Source organism: Corynebacterium sp. HMSC062E11, from assembly GCF_001811845.1.
GTDB lineage: Bacteria > Actinomycetota > Actinomycetes > Mycobacteriales > Mycobacteriaceae > Corynebacterium > Corynebacterium hesseae.
On sequence record NZ_KV806831.1, the window covers coordinates 54,090 to 68,998 of the forward strand.

Sequence of the window (14,909 nt, forward strand, 5' to 3'; positions counted from 1 at the left end):
TGCCTTAAACAAAATACCAGGTAAACGGCGCGCCTGTTAATCCAGCGCGCCGTTTGAGACCGAGCTCTTTAGTCTCGGAATTCAGCAGCCGTATCAATTACGGCTTTGCGCAGGTCAGCAACGTCTGGACCTGCCGAAAGGATGGCTCGAGAGACGTTGGCAAAGCCCAGCTCGGGTGCCGCGGAGGTGAGTTGCCTAACATCAGCTGGAGTCGCGCCCTGCGCGCCCACGCCCGGAAGAAGAACCGGACCATGTAAAAGGTCTAATACCGGCGGCGCGTCGAGTGTCGCACCGACAACCACTCCGAGCGCTCCCACAGCGTCATCCGTGGCCATTGCCGCGACATTGCGCTGTCCGAGTTCATCAACGACGCGCTGCGCGACGCTGCGGCCATCGACGCTCAGCGATTGCAACGCTACGGCCTCCGGGTTGGAGGTCGCCGCAAGGACGAAGACACCAGCACGGGTCTTTTCCGCAATATCGAAGACAGGACTCAACGCTCCCACACCGAGGTAAGGCGATACCGTCACCGCGTCCGCGCGCAACGGCGAGTCCTCCCCCAGCCAGGCCTCGGCATAACCCGCCATGGTGGAGCCGATATCGCCGCGTTTAGCATCGGCCAGACTCAGGCAGCCTTGCTCGCGCAGCGCCGCCAGGACCTCTTCGAGGACGGCGAAACCGCGCGAACCACAGCGCTCAAAGAACGCCACTTGCGGTTTGACTACAGCTGCCGTATCGGCGAATGCCTCTACGCAACGCATACTGAAGGTGCGCAGTCCGTCGACATCGACTGACAGGCCCCACGCCTCCAGGAGGTGTGGGTGTGGGTCAATACCTACGCACAGACGCCCTCGTTGCCTACCCGCGGCGACAAGGCGATCGCCAAAGGTAGGTGCAGCATTAGTTGACTGGGTCATGCTTGAGCTCCTGCAGCGCGCGTACCTTAAGATCGCCCTGGCGCAGCGCCTCGATGCCCTGCACCGCCGCGGTAACGCCCTGGACGGTCGTCACCAGCGGAACCCCGACGGATACTGCCGCGGCGCGAATGTCATAGCCGTCGTGGCGTGCACCGGCGGAACCGGCCGGGGTGTTGAGGATGAGGTCGACCTTGCCTGCCAGGATGGCGTCGACGATGGACTCTTGTCCCTCCTCAGCCTCGGAGACCTTGACTGCCACCTCGCACTCCACGCCATTGCGACGCAGCATCTGCGCGGTGCCTGCCGTGGCGACGATGGTGTAGCCCATGTAGGCCAGGCGCTGAATCGGGAAGATCAGCGTGCGCTTGTCGCGGTTGGCCACGGACACGAAGACCGTGCCCTCCGTCGGCAGCTCGCCGAAGGCGGCCATCTCACCTTTGGCATAGGCTGCGCCGAAGTTGTCGGCCAAGCCCATGACCTCACCGGTGGACTTCATCTCCGGAGAGAGCAGCGTGTCAAGCAGCTGACCGTCCGGGCGGCGGAAGCGGTTGAACGGCAGCACGGCTTCCTTAACCGCAATCGGGTGCTCAATGGGCAGGGAGCCGCCGTCATAGGTGGACGGGATGATTCCCTCATCCTTGAGCTGCGCGATGGACGCGCCGAGCATGACGCGCGCTGCGGCCTTAGCCATCGGTACACCGGTGGCCTTGGACACGAACGGCACCGTGCGAGACGCGCGCGGGTTGGCCTCAATGACGTAGAGGGTGTCGTCCTTAAGCGCGTACTGGACATTCATCAGGCCCTTGACGCCGATACCGTGCGCTAGACGACGCGTCGACTCCCGCACCTTTTCAATATCCTCCGGGCCGAGGGTCATCGGCGGCAAGGCGCAAGAGGAGTCGCCGGAGTGGATACCCGCCTCCTCGATGTGCTCCATGACTCCGCCGAGGTAGACCTCCTCGCCGTCGCACAGCGCATCGACGTCGATCTCGATGGCGTTGTCGAGGAAGCGGTCCACCAACACCGGGTGATCCGAGGTGATCTCGGTGGCGCGCTCGATGTAGTCACGCAGGGAGTCTTCGTCATAGACAATCTCCATGCCGCGGCCGCCCAGCACGTAGGACGGGCGGACCAGCACTGGGTAGCCGATGCTCGCGGCGACCTCGCGGGCCTCATCGAAGGAGGTGGCGGTACCGAAGTCCGGTGCTGGAAGCTCGGCAGCGGCAAGCACCTTACCGAACTCGCCGCGGTCTTCCGCCAGGTCGATGGCGGCGGCAGAGGTTCCGACGACCGGAACGCCCGCGGCGGTCAGGCGCTCGGCCAAGCCCAACGGAGTCTGCCCGCCCAGCTGGACGATGACACCGGCAACCTCACCACAGGCGGCCTCTGCGTGGTAGACCTCCATGACATCTTCGAAGGTCAAGGGCTCGAAGTAGAGGCGGTCTGCAGTGTCGTAGTCCGTCGATACGGTCTCCGGGTTGCAGTTGACCATGACCGTCTCATAGCCCTCGCGGGAGAGCTCCAGCGCGGCATGCACGCAGGAGTAGTCAAACTCAATGCCTTGACCGATGCGGTTCGGGCCGGAGCCCAAGATGATGACCTTGCCCTTGGTCTTTTCGGAGCTGGCTCGAACCTCGGATTCCGCGTTCGGATCCATCTCGTAGGTGCTGTAGTGGTAAGGGGTTTGAGCCTCGAACTCGCCCGCACAGGTATCAACGGTCTTGTAGACCGGGCGAATACCCAGGGACCAGCGCAGGGAACGCACGCCATCCTCACCGGCGAACTCCGGACGAAGCGCGGCAATCTGGGCATCTGAGAGGCCAAAGACCTTGGCGCGGCGCAACAACTGCGCGTCGAGCACTGGGGCGTTCTCGAGCTCCTCGCGGAACTGCACGAGTGCTTCGAGCTCCGCCAAGAACCACGGGTCCAGGTGGGAGTGCTCGTGGAGCTGCTCAACGGTAGCACCCAAACGCAGCGCCAGCTCGATGTCGTACATACGGCCCTCGGTCGGGCGCTCTAGATCCTTGAGCACGGCGTCGAGGTCGGTGGCGCGCTCACCGGCGAAGTACTCATCCGGCTTGGTCCAGAAGCCAGAAGGCTTGCCTTCCAGCGAGCGCATGACCTTATTGAGGCCGGAGATGTAGTTGCGGCCAATGCCCATGGCCTCGCCCACAGACTTCATCGTGGTGGTCAGGGTGTCATCGGCGCCCGGGAACTTCTCGAAGGCAAAGCGAGGGGCCTTGACGATGACGTAGTCCAGCGTGGGCTCGAAGGCGGCCGGGGTCACGCCGGTGATGTCGTTGCGCACCTCGTCCAGGGTGTAGCCGATAGCCAGCTTGGCGGCCAGCTTGGCAATCGGGAAGCCGGTGGCCTTGGAGGCCAGCGCCGAAGAGCGGGACACACGCGGATTCATCTCGATGGTGATGATGCGGCCGTCATCCGGGTTTACAGCGAACTGGATATTGCAGCCGCCGGTGTCGACGCCGACCTCGCGGATGATGGCGATACCCTGGTCGCGCATCTTCTGGTACTCGCGGTCAGTCAAGGTCAAGGCCGGGGCCACGGTGACGGAGTCACCGGTGTGGACGCCAAGGGCGTCGACGTTCTCGATGGAGGCGATGACCACGACGTTATCGTCACCATCGCGCATGAGCTCGAGCTCGAACTCCTTCCAGCCCAGGATGGACTCCTCGATGAGGACGTTCGCTTCCGGCGAGGCGGCCAGGCCGCCGCCGGCGATACGGTCGAGGTCCTCCTCGTTGAAGGCCAGACCAGAGCCCAGACCGCCCATCGTAAACGATGGGCGTACAACGACCGGGAGGCCGAGCTCGGCGACGGTCTCGTGGACCTCTTCCATGGTGTGGCACACGCGGGAGCGCGCGGATTCGCCGCCGATGGAGGCCACGATGTCCTTGAACTTCTGGCGGTCCTCGCCGCGCTCGATGGCGTCGATATCGGCACCGATGAGCTCGATATCGTACTTCTTCAGGATGCCCAGGCGGTCCAGCTGTACGGCGGCGTTGAGGGCGGTCTGGCCACCGAGGGTTGCCAGGACGGCGTCGATAGGATTGCCCTCTTCTTTTTCCTTCTGGAAGATCTTCTCGATGAACTCGGGTTCGATGGGTTCCACGTAGGTGTGGTCTGCGAACTCCGGGTCGGTCATAATCGTTGCCGGGTTGGAATTGACCAGCGTGACGCGCAGGCCTTCCTCCTTGAGCACGCGGCAGGCCTGGGTGCCGGAGTAATCGAACTCACAGGCCTGGCCAATAACGATCGGGCCGGAGCCGATAACCAGGACGTGATTGATGTCGTTGCGCTTTGGCATTAGTTTCTTCTTCCTCTTCCTGGTTGCGTTCTACTTGTTCGGGGACTTCTCAGTCATGAGCTCGATGAACTGGTCAAAGAGCGGGTTAGCATCGTGCGGACCGGCGGCGGACTCGGGGTGGTACTGCACGGAGTAGGCCATGCCGTTCTTGAGCGCTACGCCCTCGATGGTGTTGTCGTTGAGGCAGGTGTGGGACACAACTGCCGGGCCGAAGTCAGTATCGAACTCCTCGCCCGCCGGGTTCTCCTTGCCCGAAGGGCTGGCCAGGGCGAAGCCGTGGTTCTGGGAGGTGATGTCGATCTTGCCGGTGAGCTGGTTGCGCACCGGGACGTTGATGCCGCGGTGGCCGAACTTCAGCTTGTAGGTGTCCATACCCAGCGCGCGGCCGAGGATTTGGTTGCCAAAGCAGATGCCAAAGAAGGGGTACTTGGCAGCAAGGATATCGCGCACGATGCCCACCATGGTATCGGCGGTAGCCGGGTCGCCCGGACCGTTGGAGACAAACACGCCATCCGGGTTGTACTGCTTGATCTTCTCGAAGGGGGTGTTGGCTGGAACCACGATGGTCTCGATGCCGCGCTCGGCGAAATTCTTCGGGGTTGCGGTCTTAACACCCATGTCATAGGCCACGACGGTGAAGCGCTTCTCCCCTACAGCTGGGAAGGTGTAGACCTCATCGGTCGAGACTTCTTCGGACAGGTCAAGACCTGCCATGGATGGCTGATTCTTGACCTCAGCGATGAGCTCCTCGACGTCCCGCTCAGCTGCCTCGCCGGAGAAGATACCGGCCTTGATGGAACCGTGGTTACGCAGGTGACGCACCAGGGTACGGGTATCAATTCCGCCGATGCCGATGATTCCCTGCTTCTCCATCTCCTCCGGCAGGGAACGGGCGGCGCGCCAGTTGGAAACACGGCGGGCAAGGTCACGGATAACCAGGCCGGCAACCCAAATCTGGTCGCCGTGGGACTCGCTGTCCTCATCGTTCCAGCCGGTGTTACCAATCTGGGGCGCGGAGGCCACGACGATCTGACGGTGATAAGACGGGTCAGTCATGGTCTCTTGGTAGCCAGTCATGGCGGTAGTAAAGACGGCCTCGCCCAGGGTTGTGCCCGTGGCACCGAAGCCGAAGCCACGGAAAGTGCGGCCATCGGCGAGGACCAAGATGGCGGGAGTGGTGCTAGTGGAAGTCACTGTGCGTTAAACCTTTCAGTGAATTTGTCGGTGAAGGGTTGGTTGTGTTGGCTATGAGCGTTGGGTACTCGGGTTGAGCAACTCTGACTCTCGATTATCCCGATTATTCGTCTGCCTCGTCACCACTTTCAGCAGAGAGGTCGTAGGTCACCGCGCCGCGCAGGATGGTGTAGGTAACGCGCGCGCCAAACTCCTCCCCCTCATAGGGGTTGTTCTCCGACTTCGAGGCCAGGCGAGTGGAATCTGATACCCACTCATGTTCCGGATCAACGATGGTGAGGTTGGCCGGCTCGCCGACCGCAATCGGGCGACCATGGCCGGGCAGGCGGGTAATCTCCGCCGGACGCTCCGACATGACGCGAGCAACGAAGCGCCAATCCGCCAGACCGGTGGCGACAAAGAGCTTGGCGATGACCGCCAGGGAGGATTCAAGTCCCAACATGCCCGGCTTGGCGTGCTCGAACTCGACACACTTGTCTTCGCTGCCGTGCGGGGCGTGGTCCGTTGCCACGACGTCGATAAGCCCGTCGAGCAATGCCTGGCGCAGGGCCAGGGTGTCGGATTCCTCGCGCAGCGGTGGGTTGACGCGGAAGACGCCGTCGTAGGTCACCAGCTTGTCATCGGTCAGCAAAAGGTGGTGCGGGGTCACCTCAGCAGTCAGCGGAATCCCCTGTTCCTTGGCCCACTTGAGCAGCTCGACTGTGCCCTTCGTCGAAGCGTGGCAGATGTGCATGCGGTTGCCGTAGTCACGCGCGAGCAGTGCGTCGCGCGCCACGATCGATTCCTCAGCCACGCGCGGCCAGCCGCGCAGACCGAGGCGGGCGGCAACCTCGCCCTCATGGGCACTCGCGCCTTCGGTCATCCGGTGATCCTCCGCGTGCTGGGCCAGCAGGACGTCGAGCCCCTTGGCGTATTCCAAGGCACGGCGCATGAGCTGCGGGTCTTGGACACACTTGCCGTCGTCGGAGAACATGCGCACCTTGGCATCCGAGCGGGCCATCATGCCGAACTCGGTCAGCGTTTTACCCTCCAAGCCCTTCGTGATGGAGCCAACCGGATGGACGTCGCACAAACCGCGCGCCTGTCCCTTGGCCCAAACGGACTCCGCGATGATCGGCTGGTCCGTGACCGGGGAGGTATTCGCCATGGTGAACACGGCAGTAAACCCTCCCTTGGCGGCGGCCCGCGAGCCGGTCTCGATGGTTTCTGTGTCCTCGCGGCCTGGCTCACGCAGGTGGACGTGCATGTCCACCAGGCCCGGCAGCAGCACGTTGCCGCCCCCGTCGATGGTGCGGTCGACGCCTTCCGCTGGGGTGATGTCGGTGGCGCCGATCGCCTCGATGACGCCATCCTTGATCAGGATGTTAGTGGGTTCCCCTTCCCCATAGGGGCGAACATTGGTGATGAGCAAGGTGCCCGCCGCGGGAGCAGAGAGCACGCCGGTGTCTGGATAAGTAGTCATGGTTTCTGAAAAGCTCTCCTCGTTGATTTATGAGATAACTCGTTTTAGATACCGGCGTTCTCGCCGTTGGTGAGCAGCGTAAAGAGGGTGGCCATGCGCACGTGGACACCGTTGTGGACCTGCTGGAGCACCGCGGTGTTGTCATAGTCAGCCACCGCGTAGTTGATTTCCATGCCGCGGACCATGGGGCCCGGGTGCATGATGATGGCGTCCTTCTTCATGGCAGCAGCGCGGTCCTTGGACATCCCGTAAAGAGCTGCATACTCGCGGTGCGAGGGGAAGAAGCCGCCGTTCATACGCTCTGCTTGGACGCGCAGCATCATGACGACATCAGCCTTGGCCACCTCGGAGTCGAAGTCATGGGAGACGCGCACCGGCCAGGTGTCGACGCCAAAGGGCAGCAGCGTCGGCGGAGCGACAAGCGTAACCTCAGCGCCCAACGTCGACAGCAGGTCCACGTTGGAGCGCACGACGCGGGAGTGCAGGCAGTCACCGACGATGGTGACGTTCAGGCCCTCGAAGCCGGTGCCAGAGGCGGAGCGATCCGTACCAAGGTGTAGGCGCTGGCGCATCGTGACGGCGTCGAGAAGCGCCTGCGTGGGGTGCTGGTGGGCACCATCGCCGGCGTTAATCACGCTCGGTCCCTGTCCTCCCGGTGCTACCCAACCGGCCAGCTGCTGCGCCGCGCCGGAGGAAGGATGGCGGATGATGATGGCATCGGCGCCGATGGAGGTCAGCGTCAGCCCAGTGTCCTTGAGGGACTCGCCCTTCTTCACCGAGGACGTCGAGGCAGACAGGTTGATGACATCCGCCGACATCCACTTTCCCGCCGTTTCAAAGGAAGAGCGAGTACGGGTGGAGTTCTCATAGAACAACGTAAACACGGTTCGCCCGCGCAGAGTCGGCAGCTTCTTAACTTCGCGGCCGTCCAAGGCTTCCCGGAAACGGTCGGCCTCATCCATGAGCCCGAGGATTTCCTCGGCGCTGTGGTCGGCGATATTGATGAGGTGCTTCATTTATGCCTCCTTGCCGGGCTGTGCAGTGAAGCGGGTAAGAATGACGGCATCCCGGCCGTCGATGTCGGCGTTGTAGACGGTGACGTCCTCGTCGCGCGCAGTGGGGATATTCTTGCCCACGTAATCGGCGCGGATAGGCACCTGGCGGTGTCCGCGGTCCACGAGGACGGCAAGTTGGATGATGTCGGGGCGCCCGATATCTGCCAGGGCATCTAACGCAGCGCGGATGGTGCGGCCGGAATACAGCACATCATCAACAAGGATGACCGTGGCGCCGTTGATACCACCGGCTGGGACTGTGGTGGGCTGCAATGCCCGGTGCGGGCGGGCATATAGATCGTCGCGATACAACGTGATGTCAAGGGAGCCCCAGGGAACCTCCACCCCGGAGAATTCCTCAATCTTTTCGGCAAGGCGCTGCGCTAAAGGCACGCCACCAGAGGGAATGCCTAAGAGCAGGACCCGAGGAGATTCACTCGAATCAAGCGCCGTTTTCTCAATGATCTGGTGCGCGATGCGTGCGACAGTACGCGCGACGTCTTTCGAGCTCAGCAGCTCGTTGGACTCCGCGTGGGTGCCGGTTTCACTCATCGTGACCTCCTTCCCCGCCTCACGGTGCGGTCTTTAAAGGATGTCGGACAATGGTTAATAGGACTTGTCTATGCTTGAAAGCCAGCACCAACCATAGCACTCTTCATCCGTGCTGTATACGCCCTCGCACCCCCGAATTTTCTGAGGCAGGTCCATAGACAGTGAGTTTTACTACCCAGCACGTTGTTCCAGCCCCGCGCGAAGAGGTATGGCAATGGCACACCCGCCCCGGGGCGCTCGCCCGCCTCACCGCGCCATTTGGATTCATGTCTCCCCTGCAGCAGGCAGAGTCACTGGCCGACGGAACATCGGTCTTGAGCTTGCCTGGCGGCCTGAAATGGGTTGCCCGGCATGATTTGAGTAGGTACCAGCCGCGGCGTTCCTTTGCGGATGTGTGCATCAACGCCCCCTTCCGTTCGCTGGCCAACTGGCGCCATGAACACCTCTTTGAGGATCACCCGGAAGGCACGCTCATCACCGACAAGGTGGACACACGCATTCCCACGGGTGCGGTGGAGTCGGTCTTTGCCTACCGCCAGCAACAGCTCATCGAAGACTTTCGCTTTGCCCAACGGCTCGGTGAGCTCAACGCCGAGCCCCGCACTATAGCGATTACGGGAACACACGGGACGGTTGGCGCTGCTGTAGCCTCGCAACTCGGCACCTTGGGTCATACCGTCGTGCCTCTAGTGCGCTCCTCCCCGGGCGCCGGCGAACGCTTGTGGCGCCCAAACATTCCCGCCAAGGATTTATTGGAGGGAATCGATGTTCTCATCCACCTAGCCGGGGAGCCAATCTTCGGTCGTTTTAACACCGCTCACAAGGAGGCGATCCGGGATTCGCGCGTGGGCCCCACTCACCTGTTGGCCCAGCTTGTAGCCCAGACACCGTCCGTGTCAGCGATGGTCTGCGCCTCCGCCATCGGCATCTACGGTCCGGACCGGGGCGACGAGGATCTCACCGAAGAATCGGAGCGTGGGGATGGTTTCCTCGCCGACGTCGTGGGGGCGTGGGAGGAGGCCTGCGCGCCGGCGCGCGAGGCGGGAAAGCGCGTGGTGAACCTGCGCACCGGCATAGTGCAATCAGCCAACGCGGGTATCCTCCCGCTGCTACGTGCATTGTTTTCTACTGGACTCGGCGGCGCGTTCGGCAAGGGCACCATGTGGAATAGCTGGGTTGCACAGGACGATCTTTCAGACATGTTTGTCCGCGCCGCACTCGACCCAGAGTCGCAGGGCGCGATCAACGGGGTCTCCCCGCAGCCGGTGCTCAACCGAGACTATGTCGACGCCCTCGGCGCCCTGCTCCACCGTCCCACCTTCATCCCCATTCCCAGCGTCGGGCCCGCCCTGCTGCTGGGTAAGGAAGGCGCACGCGAGCTCGCACTGGCTAACCAGAAGGTGGTGCCCAGCCGGCTGGAGAATCTGGGCCACGTCTTCCGCTACCCAGAGCTAAAACCAGCGCTTGCCCACGAACTCGGCGGCGAACAGCTCGTCGATGCCCCCACCTGCGCACCCGAGGAGGACGGCTCCGGTAGTGTCGGGGCCGGAAAAGATTAAGAAATATGTAGCAAGTAGCAAAGTGAGTAGAAGAATTGACGGACACCACTAATCACGACGACACGCAGCAGCGCCAGCTGCAGCCCGACACCCCCATCGAGGAGGTCACCCTCGAGCGCATCGCGGAGATCTTTGAGTCAGAGAACTTGGAGTACCGCATCGAAGAGCAAAAGACCCAGGACGGCCAGACGGTCAACCTTCTGCGCACCGGTTTCTCCAACGCCGCCATTGCCTTCCAGCTCGTTGGCTCCTCACTCATCGTCGATTCCGTGTGGCGCGGCTCGGTCCCCGCCTCTGAGGGACCTGCGCTCCTCATGCACATCAACGCGTGGAACCAGGACCATTTCACCCCGACTTTCCGCTTCTTCGAGGCGCCCGACAACGCCCTGGCGGTGTCTGGTGCGCGTGATCTCGACGTGACACATGGCGCCTCCCGCAACCAGCTTGGCGCGTTCGTCATGTCTACCTTGGATGCCGTGTTGCAGTCCTTCGAGTGGATTGAACAGCAGTACCCGCAGCTCGTTACCTGGAAGGAGCACAACCATGACTAATCCGACAACCACCGCCGCCGAAGACCCGCACGCACTGCCGGAGGTCACCCTCGACCGCATCATCGAGGCGATGAAGACCTTCGACATCGAACTCGAGCCAGTCACCGGCCGCGACGATGCCGCCACTGCAAACCTCAACGGTCTGCCCTGCATGTTCGCCGTGTTGGAGAGCGTTGCCATCGTGCGCTGTGATGTGCCGACGGACGTCAACTACGCCAAGGCTGATGCAGGCCTTTTCCTGGCGGCCAACCAGATCAACTCCGTGGCCATGGGTGCCCGCGCGGTGATCGCGGACTTCGACGGCATGCTCCTCGTTCGCACTGAGGCCGACCTTCCGTGCGCGGCCGGGATGACCGACGAACAACTCGCAGCCGCACTGCGCGCCTCCGTGGACGGCGTCATCAACGCCCAGAACGCCATGGTCGCCGCCGCCGAAGAAATGGCCAAGCTCGGGTCCGAGTCCGCCGCGCAGGCAGGCGAGGGATCCGAGGACGCCCAGGGTGAACAGCAGTGACCGATCTCCACGTGGTTGAGCCGGTCACCATCGACCGGTTGGCGCAGTTGTGCGAGCTTATCGACGCCGACTATGCCCTCGTCGAGGCAGCACCGGAAGCCACCGAGGACGCTGACACTGGCGACACCGCATCCGCGCGGCGCGTGCTGCAGACCGGTGTCCCCCATATCGCTGTGCACTGTGACCTCGACGCCGAGGGCGACGTGTTGAGCGCCTTCGCTTCCTGGGAAGGCACGCTTCCCGCGCACTTGGAGCAGGACGTGGCTGCCGCCGTGGCGGAGCTGAACTGGGCTAGCGTTGCACCGACGTTGAGTTACCTCATGGAAGAGGATGCAAAGGGAAACGAGGAAATCCACCTAGGCGCCAACCGCGCGATGGCTGTGGGCGAAGGCCTCTCCTTGGCCCAGCTGGGCCACTTCCTGCTGAGCTCGCTCGCCAGCTTCGCGGAAATCTTCGATATCGTGGCGCAGCGCTTCCCGCAGGCAGTCACCTGGGATAAGGAGGAGCAAGCATGAGCCACAACTCGACAACGAACCAGAATGCATCCGTAGGTTCCGATCCCTTCGATATCATGTCCGGCTCACCACTGCCCGCCGTGAGCCGGGATCGCGTGCTCACCGCGCTGAACAGCACCGAACTGGACATGGCGGCCACTGCGCACCCGGAGGATGCGACTGCCGCAGTTGCCCGCCTCAACGATCTGGACTGGGTCATCACCGTGGAAGAGGGCCTCGTGCGCATCGAGTGCGTACTCTCCACGCAGCTCAACGCCGACATGCTCCCCATCTTCCACGTCCTGTGCAATGAGTTCAATGCAGGCGCATTCGATGGGCGCGCGCTCGTCGGGCTGGTCGAGGATGAGGTGGAGCTGCGCGGTGACGCCTGCTTCGTCACCACTGCCGGACTGAACGAAGACCAGCTCTTCCACGCGCTTAACGTGGGCGTCATCAATGCCCAAGAAGCTCTGCTCTCTGTTCTCGATACCTTCAACGCCGCGGCCCGTGAACTTGCCCGCGACGTCGATGACGCAGAAAGCGACTAGCTCTTAGTCGGCGTCCTTAATGCGCTGGCGCTCTACTTCCGGATCAAAGTCGGGCGCTGGCCATTCCAGGTCCAGGTGGCGTAGGAGATCCACGATGAGGAACTTCAGCGCCATCCGGGCATACTTTTTATTATCGGTGGGGATGACGTACCAGGGTGCGTAGTTTTCATCTGTGCGCCGAATGGCATCCTGATAGGCCGCCATGTAGTCATCCCAATAGGCCCGCTCTTCCACATCGGAAGGGTCAAATTTCCAGAACTTGTCCTCCCGTTCCGTGCGCTCCAGTAGGTTCTTCTTCTGCGCGTCCTTGGACAGGTGCAAGAAGACCTTGATGACCTTGACGCCCTTCGCCGTCAGATCCAGCTCATAGTCGCGGATGGCTTCGATGCGTCGGTCCACTTCTTCTTCATCGACCCACTCGTGTACGCGTTGGATGAGGACATCCTCGTAGTGTGAGCGGTCAAAGGCCACGATTTGCCCCGGCTGTGGGTCGTGTTTACGGATGCGCCACAAGAAGTCGTGTTCTAGTTCCTCCTCGGTGGGCTTGCCAAAGCTCACGGTCGTGGTTCCCTGAGGGTCAAAGGTGCTCAACACGTGGCGGATAGCCCCGCCCTTGCCCGAGGTATCCATGCCCTGCAAGACAATGAGTACCGCCGGGGCGTCCTCACCATAGCTGCGGCCATTGGCAAAAAGCCGCTCTTGGAGTTCATACAGCTCATCATCGTACTTGGAGAAACGAGCGGCGAGCTCCTCCTTATCGCCGTCAAAACCGGGCGTTGCCGAAGCATCGACCGAATCAATCTGAAAATTCTTGCCAGCGCGCAGGGACAGTGCGTCCTCAATCTTGAATTTCGCCATGGTCCCACCCTACCCAGGCGCTGTCTAAGCACCCAGAGTGAACAAGCCTCGCAGTAGTGCGCTCAACGCACCCAAGCCGGCGAGCGAAAGCGAGAGCTTGTGCGCCTTATCGCGCGAGACCCGTCCGGCAATCTTCTTTCCTAAAAAGATGCCAACGCACATGCCAATTACCCCACAGGGCCACACCAGCCAGTGCAGTCCCTCGAAGCCTCCAGAACCCAAGAAGGATTTCGTTAGCACCGAGGACAATCCGCCGATAAAGAAACAGGGCTGCAAGGTTGGCGCGAGGACTTCCTTCGGCCACCGTGCTGCCTGCGCATACACCGTGATGACAGGGCCGGCCACGCCGGCGAGCGTGTTGGTGAACCCGCCCAAAATGCCCGCGGAAATGGCCGGGCCCGTACCGCGCATCTCCGGGACGAACTTTCGCCCGAAGACCACCACACCCAACGCGATCAACAAGGCCGCGCCAACGAGTACCAACAATGCTGCGGTATCAATACGCGCGATGAGCAGGGCTGCCGGGATTGAGCCGAGGATCATGAAGGGGCCGATGCGCAGCCACTTTCCCCAATCCACGTTCTCACGCATCGAATAGGTCGTGAGAACAGCGTTAAGGCAGGCCAAAACATTGATGACCATAATGCCTTCCACCGGGCCGAGGAAGAGGGTCAGGATTGGTCCACCAATGAGGCCAAGGCCCATGCCGGACACTCGTTGCAGGCAGGAGCCAGCTAGAACTGTGAAGAGAACAACGAGCGGTATTGCCAGTACAGACATGTCCCCTTAGCCTCGGTAGCGTTCCATGACAGCAGCAGCCACATGCTCCGGGAACATACCCTTGACGTCGCCTCCGTAGTGTGCCACCTGCTTGCATAGCGAGGAGGAAATGTAGCCATACTTCTCATCCGTCAGCAAGAAGACTGTATCGATACCGGAAAGGCGCCGGTTCATCTGCGCCATGGGCAGCTCGTATTCATAGTCCAAGGAGGAGCGAAGGCCCTTCACAATTGTGTCTATGCCATGCGCGCTGGTGTAGTCCACGAGCAGACCGCCCCACCAGTCCACCTCGATTTCCGGGGCGACGGTACGGCGAATCAAATCCACGCGCTCCTCCACGCTGAACAACCCGGAAGGCTTGTCTGGGTTGCCCGTCACCAGCACCGTGACCTTGTCAAAGAGCTCGCTCGCACGGTTAAACACGTCAACGTGCCCTAGCGTGATGGGATCGAAAGAGCCGGGGCATACGGCGTGGGTCGGCATGGCTAGTCCTCCTGGTTGTCGGTGTGATTGGTGTCCGAGGTCTCCGCGTCGCGGTGATAAATCGCCATATCAAAACGCGCGATACCGAAGGTCCGCTTCTTGAGCTTCTGACCGGTGGGCTCGAAACCTTCCGGCCATTGTGTCTGGGGCGAATCTACATGGCGCTCGATGACAACTATCGCGGCATCATCCAGCACCGGCTCGATCGCAGCGAGAAGTCCGTCGACGTCATCGAAGCTATACGGCGGATCCGCGAGCACCATGTCGAAGTAGCCGCGCGGTGCGGTGGCCAGGTAGGAGGAGGCATTCATTTCTCGTACCTCGACGCGCGGGTGCTTGACCACCCCAATGTTGTGGCGGATGACCTTTACGGCCGCGGCGTTGTTCTCCACGAGGACGACTTCTTCGGCACCGCGGCTGGCCGCCTCCAGCCCCAGCGCACCGGAACCCGCAAACAGATCCAGCACGCGGGCATCAATGAAACCCCAACGCACGTTCAGTGATGAGAAAAGGCCCTCACGGGCACGGTCGGACGTGGGCCTCGTCCCGGCTTCGGGCACCTTGATGGTGCGCCCGCGGGCCTCCCCGGCGATGATTCTGGTCATGGCTTCTACCCT

15 protein-coding genes are annotated in these 14,909 nt (G+C 62.0%); 5 read left to right on the forward strand and 10 right to left on the reverse strand.

Annotated features, from left to right (window positions below):
- Positions 1-68 precede the first annotated feature (68 nt).
- The 6 genes from pyrF to pyrR form a co-directional block, all read right to left on the reverse strand.
- Positions 69-917 carry an orotidine-5'-phosphate decarboxylase gene (gene pyrF, locus HMPREF2822_RS10230; protein ID WP_070524326.1) on the reverse strand — a complete coding sequence of 283 codons (849 nt, stop codon included), beginning with the start codon at positions 915-917 and terminating at the stop codon, positions 69-71.
- Positions 901-4,242, reverse strand: coding sequence for a carbamoyl-phosphate synthase large subunit (gene carB, locus HMPREF2822_RS10235; protein ID WP_070524328.1), 3,342 nt, complete (start codon positions 4,240-4,242; stop codon positions 901-903). Before carB ends, pyrF begins: the two co-directional genes overlap by 17 nt.
- Positions 4,243-4,272: 30 nt before the next feature.
- Positions 4,273-5,436: a glutamine-hydrolyzing carbamoyl-phosphate synthase small subunit gene (gene carA, locus HMPREF2822_RS10240; RefSeq protein ID WP_070524331.1), complete on the reverse strand. Its 1,164-nt coding sequence runs from the start codon at positions 5,434-5,436 to the stop codon at positions 4,273-4,275.
- Between the two features lie 103 nt (positions 5,437-5,539).
- The gene (locus HMPREF2822_RS10245; RefSeq protein ID WP_070524335.1) at positions 5,540-6,898 is read right to left on the reverse strand and encodes a dihydroorotase; all 1,359 of its coding nucleotides are present in this window, start codon (positions 6,896-6,898) and stop codon (positions 5,540-5,542) included.
- Positions 6,899-6,942: 44 nt separating this feature from the next.
- A complete protein-coding gene (locus HMPREF2822_RS10250) occupies positions 6,943-7,914 on the reverse strand; it encodes an aspartate carbamoyltransferase catalytic subunit (RefSeq protein ID WP_070524337.1) in 972 nt (323 codons plus the stop codon).
- Positions 7,915-8,505 (reverse strand): bifunctional pyr operon transcriptional regulator/uracil phosphoribosyltransferase PyrR, encoded by a 591-nt coding sequence (gene pyrR / locus HMPREF2822_RS10255; RefSeq protein WP_070524339.1) that lies wholly within the window; start codon positions 8,503-8,505, stop codon positions 7,915-7,917.
- 161 nt (positions 8,506-8,666) lie between these two features.
- Here pyrR and HMPREF2822_RS10260 point away from each other — a divergent pair, with 161 nt between their 5' ends.
- The 5 genes from HMPREF2822_RS10260 to HMPREF2822_RS10280 are packed head-to-tail and all read left to right on the forward strand — an operon-like array spanning position 8,667 to position 12,171.
- Positions 8,667-10,064, forward strand: a complete 1,398-nt coding sequence (locus HMPREF2822_RS10260; protein WP_070524342.1) for a TIGR01777 family oxidoreductase — start codon at positions 8,667-8,669, stop codon at positions 10,062-10,064.
- Between the two features lie 35 nt (positions 10,065-10,099).
- Positions 10,100-10,615 (forward strand): YbjN domain-containing protein, encoded by a 516-nt coding sequence (locus HMPREF2822_RS10265; RefSeq protein WP_070524343.1) that lies wholly within the window; start codon positions 10,100-10,102, stop codon positions 10,613-10,615.
- A complete protein-coding gene (locus HMPREF2822_RS10270) occupies positions 10,608-11,129 on the forward strand; it encodes a YbjN domain-containing protein (protein WP_070524347.1) in 522 nt (173 codons plus the stop codon). The genes HMPREF2822_RS10265 and HMPREF2822_RS10270 overlap by 8 nt, the downstream gene beginning before the upstream one ends.
- Positions 11,126-11,644: a hypothetical protein gene (locus HMPREF2822_RS10275; RefSeq protein WP_070524348.1), complete on the forward strand. Its 519-nt coding sequence runs from the start codon at positions 11,126-11,128 to the stop codon at positions 11,642-11,644. The genes HMPREF2822_RS10270 and HMPREF2822_RS10275 overlap by 4 nt, the downstream gene beginning before the upstream one ends.
- On the forward strand, positions 11,641-12,171 hold the full coding sequence (locus HMPREF2822_RS10280; protein WP_070524349.1) for a hypothetical protein: 531 nt from the start codon (positions 11,641-11,643) through the stop codon (positions 12,169-12,171). Before HMPREF2822_RS10275 ends, HMPREF2822_RS10280 begins: the two co-directional genes overlap by 4 nt.
- A gap of 3 nt (positions 12,172-12,174) precedes the next feature.
- Here HMPREF2822_RS10280 and HMPREF2822_RS10285 read toward each other — a convergent pair whose 3' ends face one another.
- The 4 genes from HMPREF2822_RS10285 to rsmD are packed head-to-tail and all read right to left on the reverse strand — an operon-like array spanning position 12,175 to position 14,897.
- Positions 12,175-13,029, reverse strand: a complete 855-nt coding sequence (locus HMPREF2822_RS10285) for a PPK2 family polyphosphate kinase (protein ID WP_070524352.1) — start codon at positions 13,027-13,029, stop codon at positions 12,175-12,177.
- A 24-nt stretch (positions 13,030-13,053) separates the two neighbouring features.
- The gene (locus tag HMPREF2822_RS10290) at positions 13,054-13,809 is read right to left on the reverse strand and encodes a sulfite exporter TauE/SafE family protein (RefSeq protein ID WP_070524354.1); all 756 of its coding nucleotides are present in this window, start codon (positions 13,807-13,809) and stop codon (positions 13,054-13,056) included.
- A gap of 6 nt (positions 13,810-13,815) precedes the next feature.
- Positions 13,816-14,292 (reverse strand): pantetheine-phosphate adenylyltransferase, encoded by a 477-nt coding sequence (gene coaD, locus HMPREF2822_RS10295; protein WP_070524357.1) that lies wholly within the window; start codon positions 14,290-14,292, stop codon positions 13,816-13,818.
- A 2-nt stretch (positions 14,293-14,294) separates the two neighbouring features.
- Positions 14,295-14,897, reverse strand: a complete 603-nt coding sequence (rsmD, locus tag HMPREF2822_RS10300; RefSeq protein ID WP_070524359.1) for a 16S rRNA (guanine(966)-N(2))-methyltransferase RsmD — start codon at positions 14,895-14,897, stop codon at positions 14,295-14,297.
- Between the last annotated feature and the right edge of the window lie 12 nt (positions 14,898-14,909).

Coding starts and splice junctions, on each gene's coding strand:
- HMPREF2822_RS10250 (WP_070524337.1), bottom strand. CDS start 7,914: ATGAAGCACCTCATCAATATCGCCGACCACAGCGCCGAGGAAATCCTC.
- coaD (WP_070524357.1), bottom strand. CDS start 14,292: ATGCCGACCCACGCCGTATGCCCCGGCTCTTTCGATCCCATCACGCTA.
- pyrF (WP_070524326.1), bottom strand. CDS start 917: ATGACCCAGTCAACTAATGCTGCACCTACCTTTGGCGATCGCCTTGTC.
- pyrR (WP_070524339.1), bottom strand. CDS start 8,505: ATGAGTGAAACCGGCACCCACGCGGAGTCCAACGAGCTGCTGAGCTCG.
- HMPREF2822_RS10290 (WP_070524354.1), bottom strand. CDS start 13,809: ATGTCTGTACTGGCAATACCGCTCGTTGTTCTCTTCACAGTTCTAGCT.
- HMPREF2822_RS10285 (WP_070524352.1), bottom strand. CDS start 13,029: ATGGCGAAATTCAAGATTGAGGACGCACTGTCCCTGCGCGCTGGCAAG.
- HMPREF2822_RS10280 (WP_070524349.1), top strand. CDS start 11,641: ATGAGCCACAACTCGACAACGAACCAGAATGCATCCGTAGGTTCCGAT.
- rsmD (WP_070524359.1), bottom strand. CDS start 14,897: ATGACCAGAATCATCGCCGGGGAGGCCCGCGGGCGCACCATCAAGGTG.
- carB (WP_070524328.1), bottom strand. CDS start 4,242: ATGCCAAAGCGCAACGACATCAATCACGTCCTGGTTATCGGCTCCGGC.
- HMPREF2822_RS10270 (WP_070524347.1), top strand. CDS start 10,608: ATGACTAATCCGACAACCACCGCCGCCGAAGACCCGCACGCACTGCCG.
- HMPREF2822_RS10245 (WP_070524335.1), bottom strand. CDS start 6,898: ATGACTACTTATCCAGACACCGGCGTGCTCTCTGCTCCCGCGGCGGGC.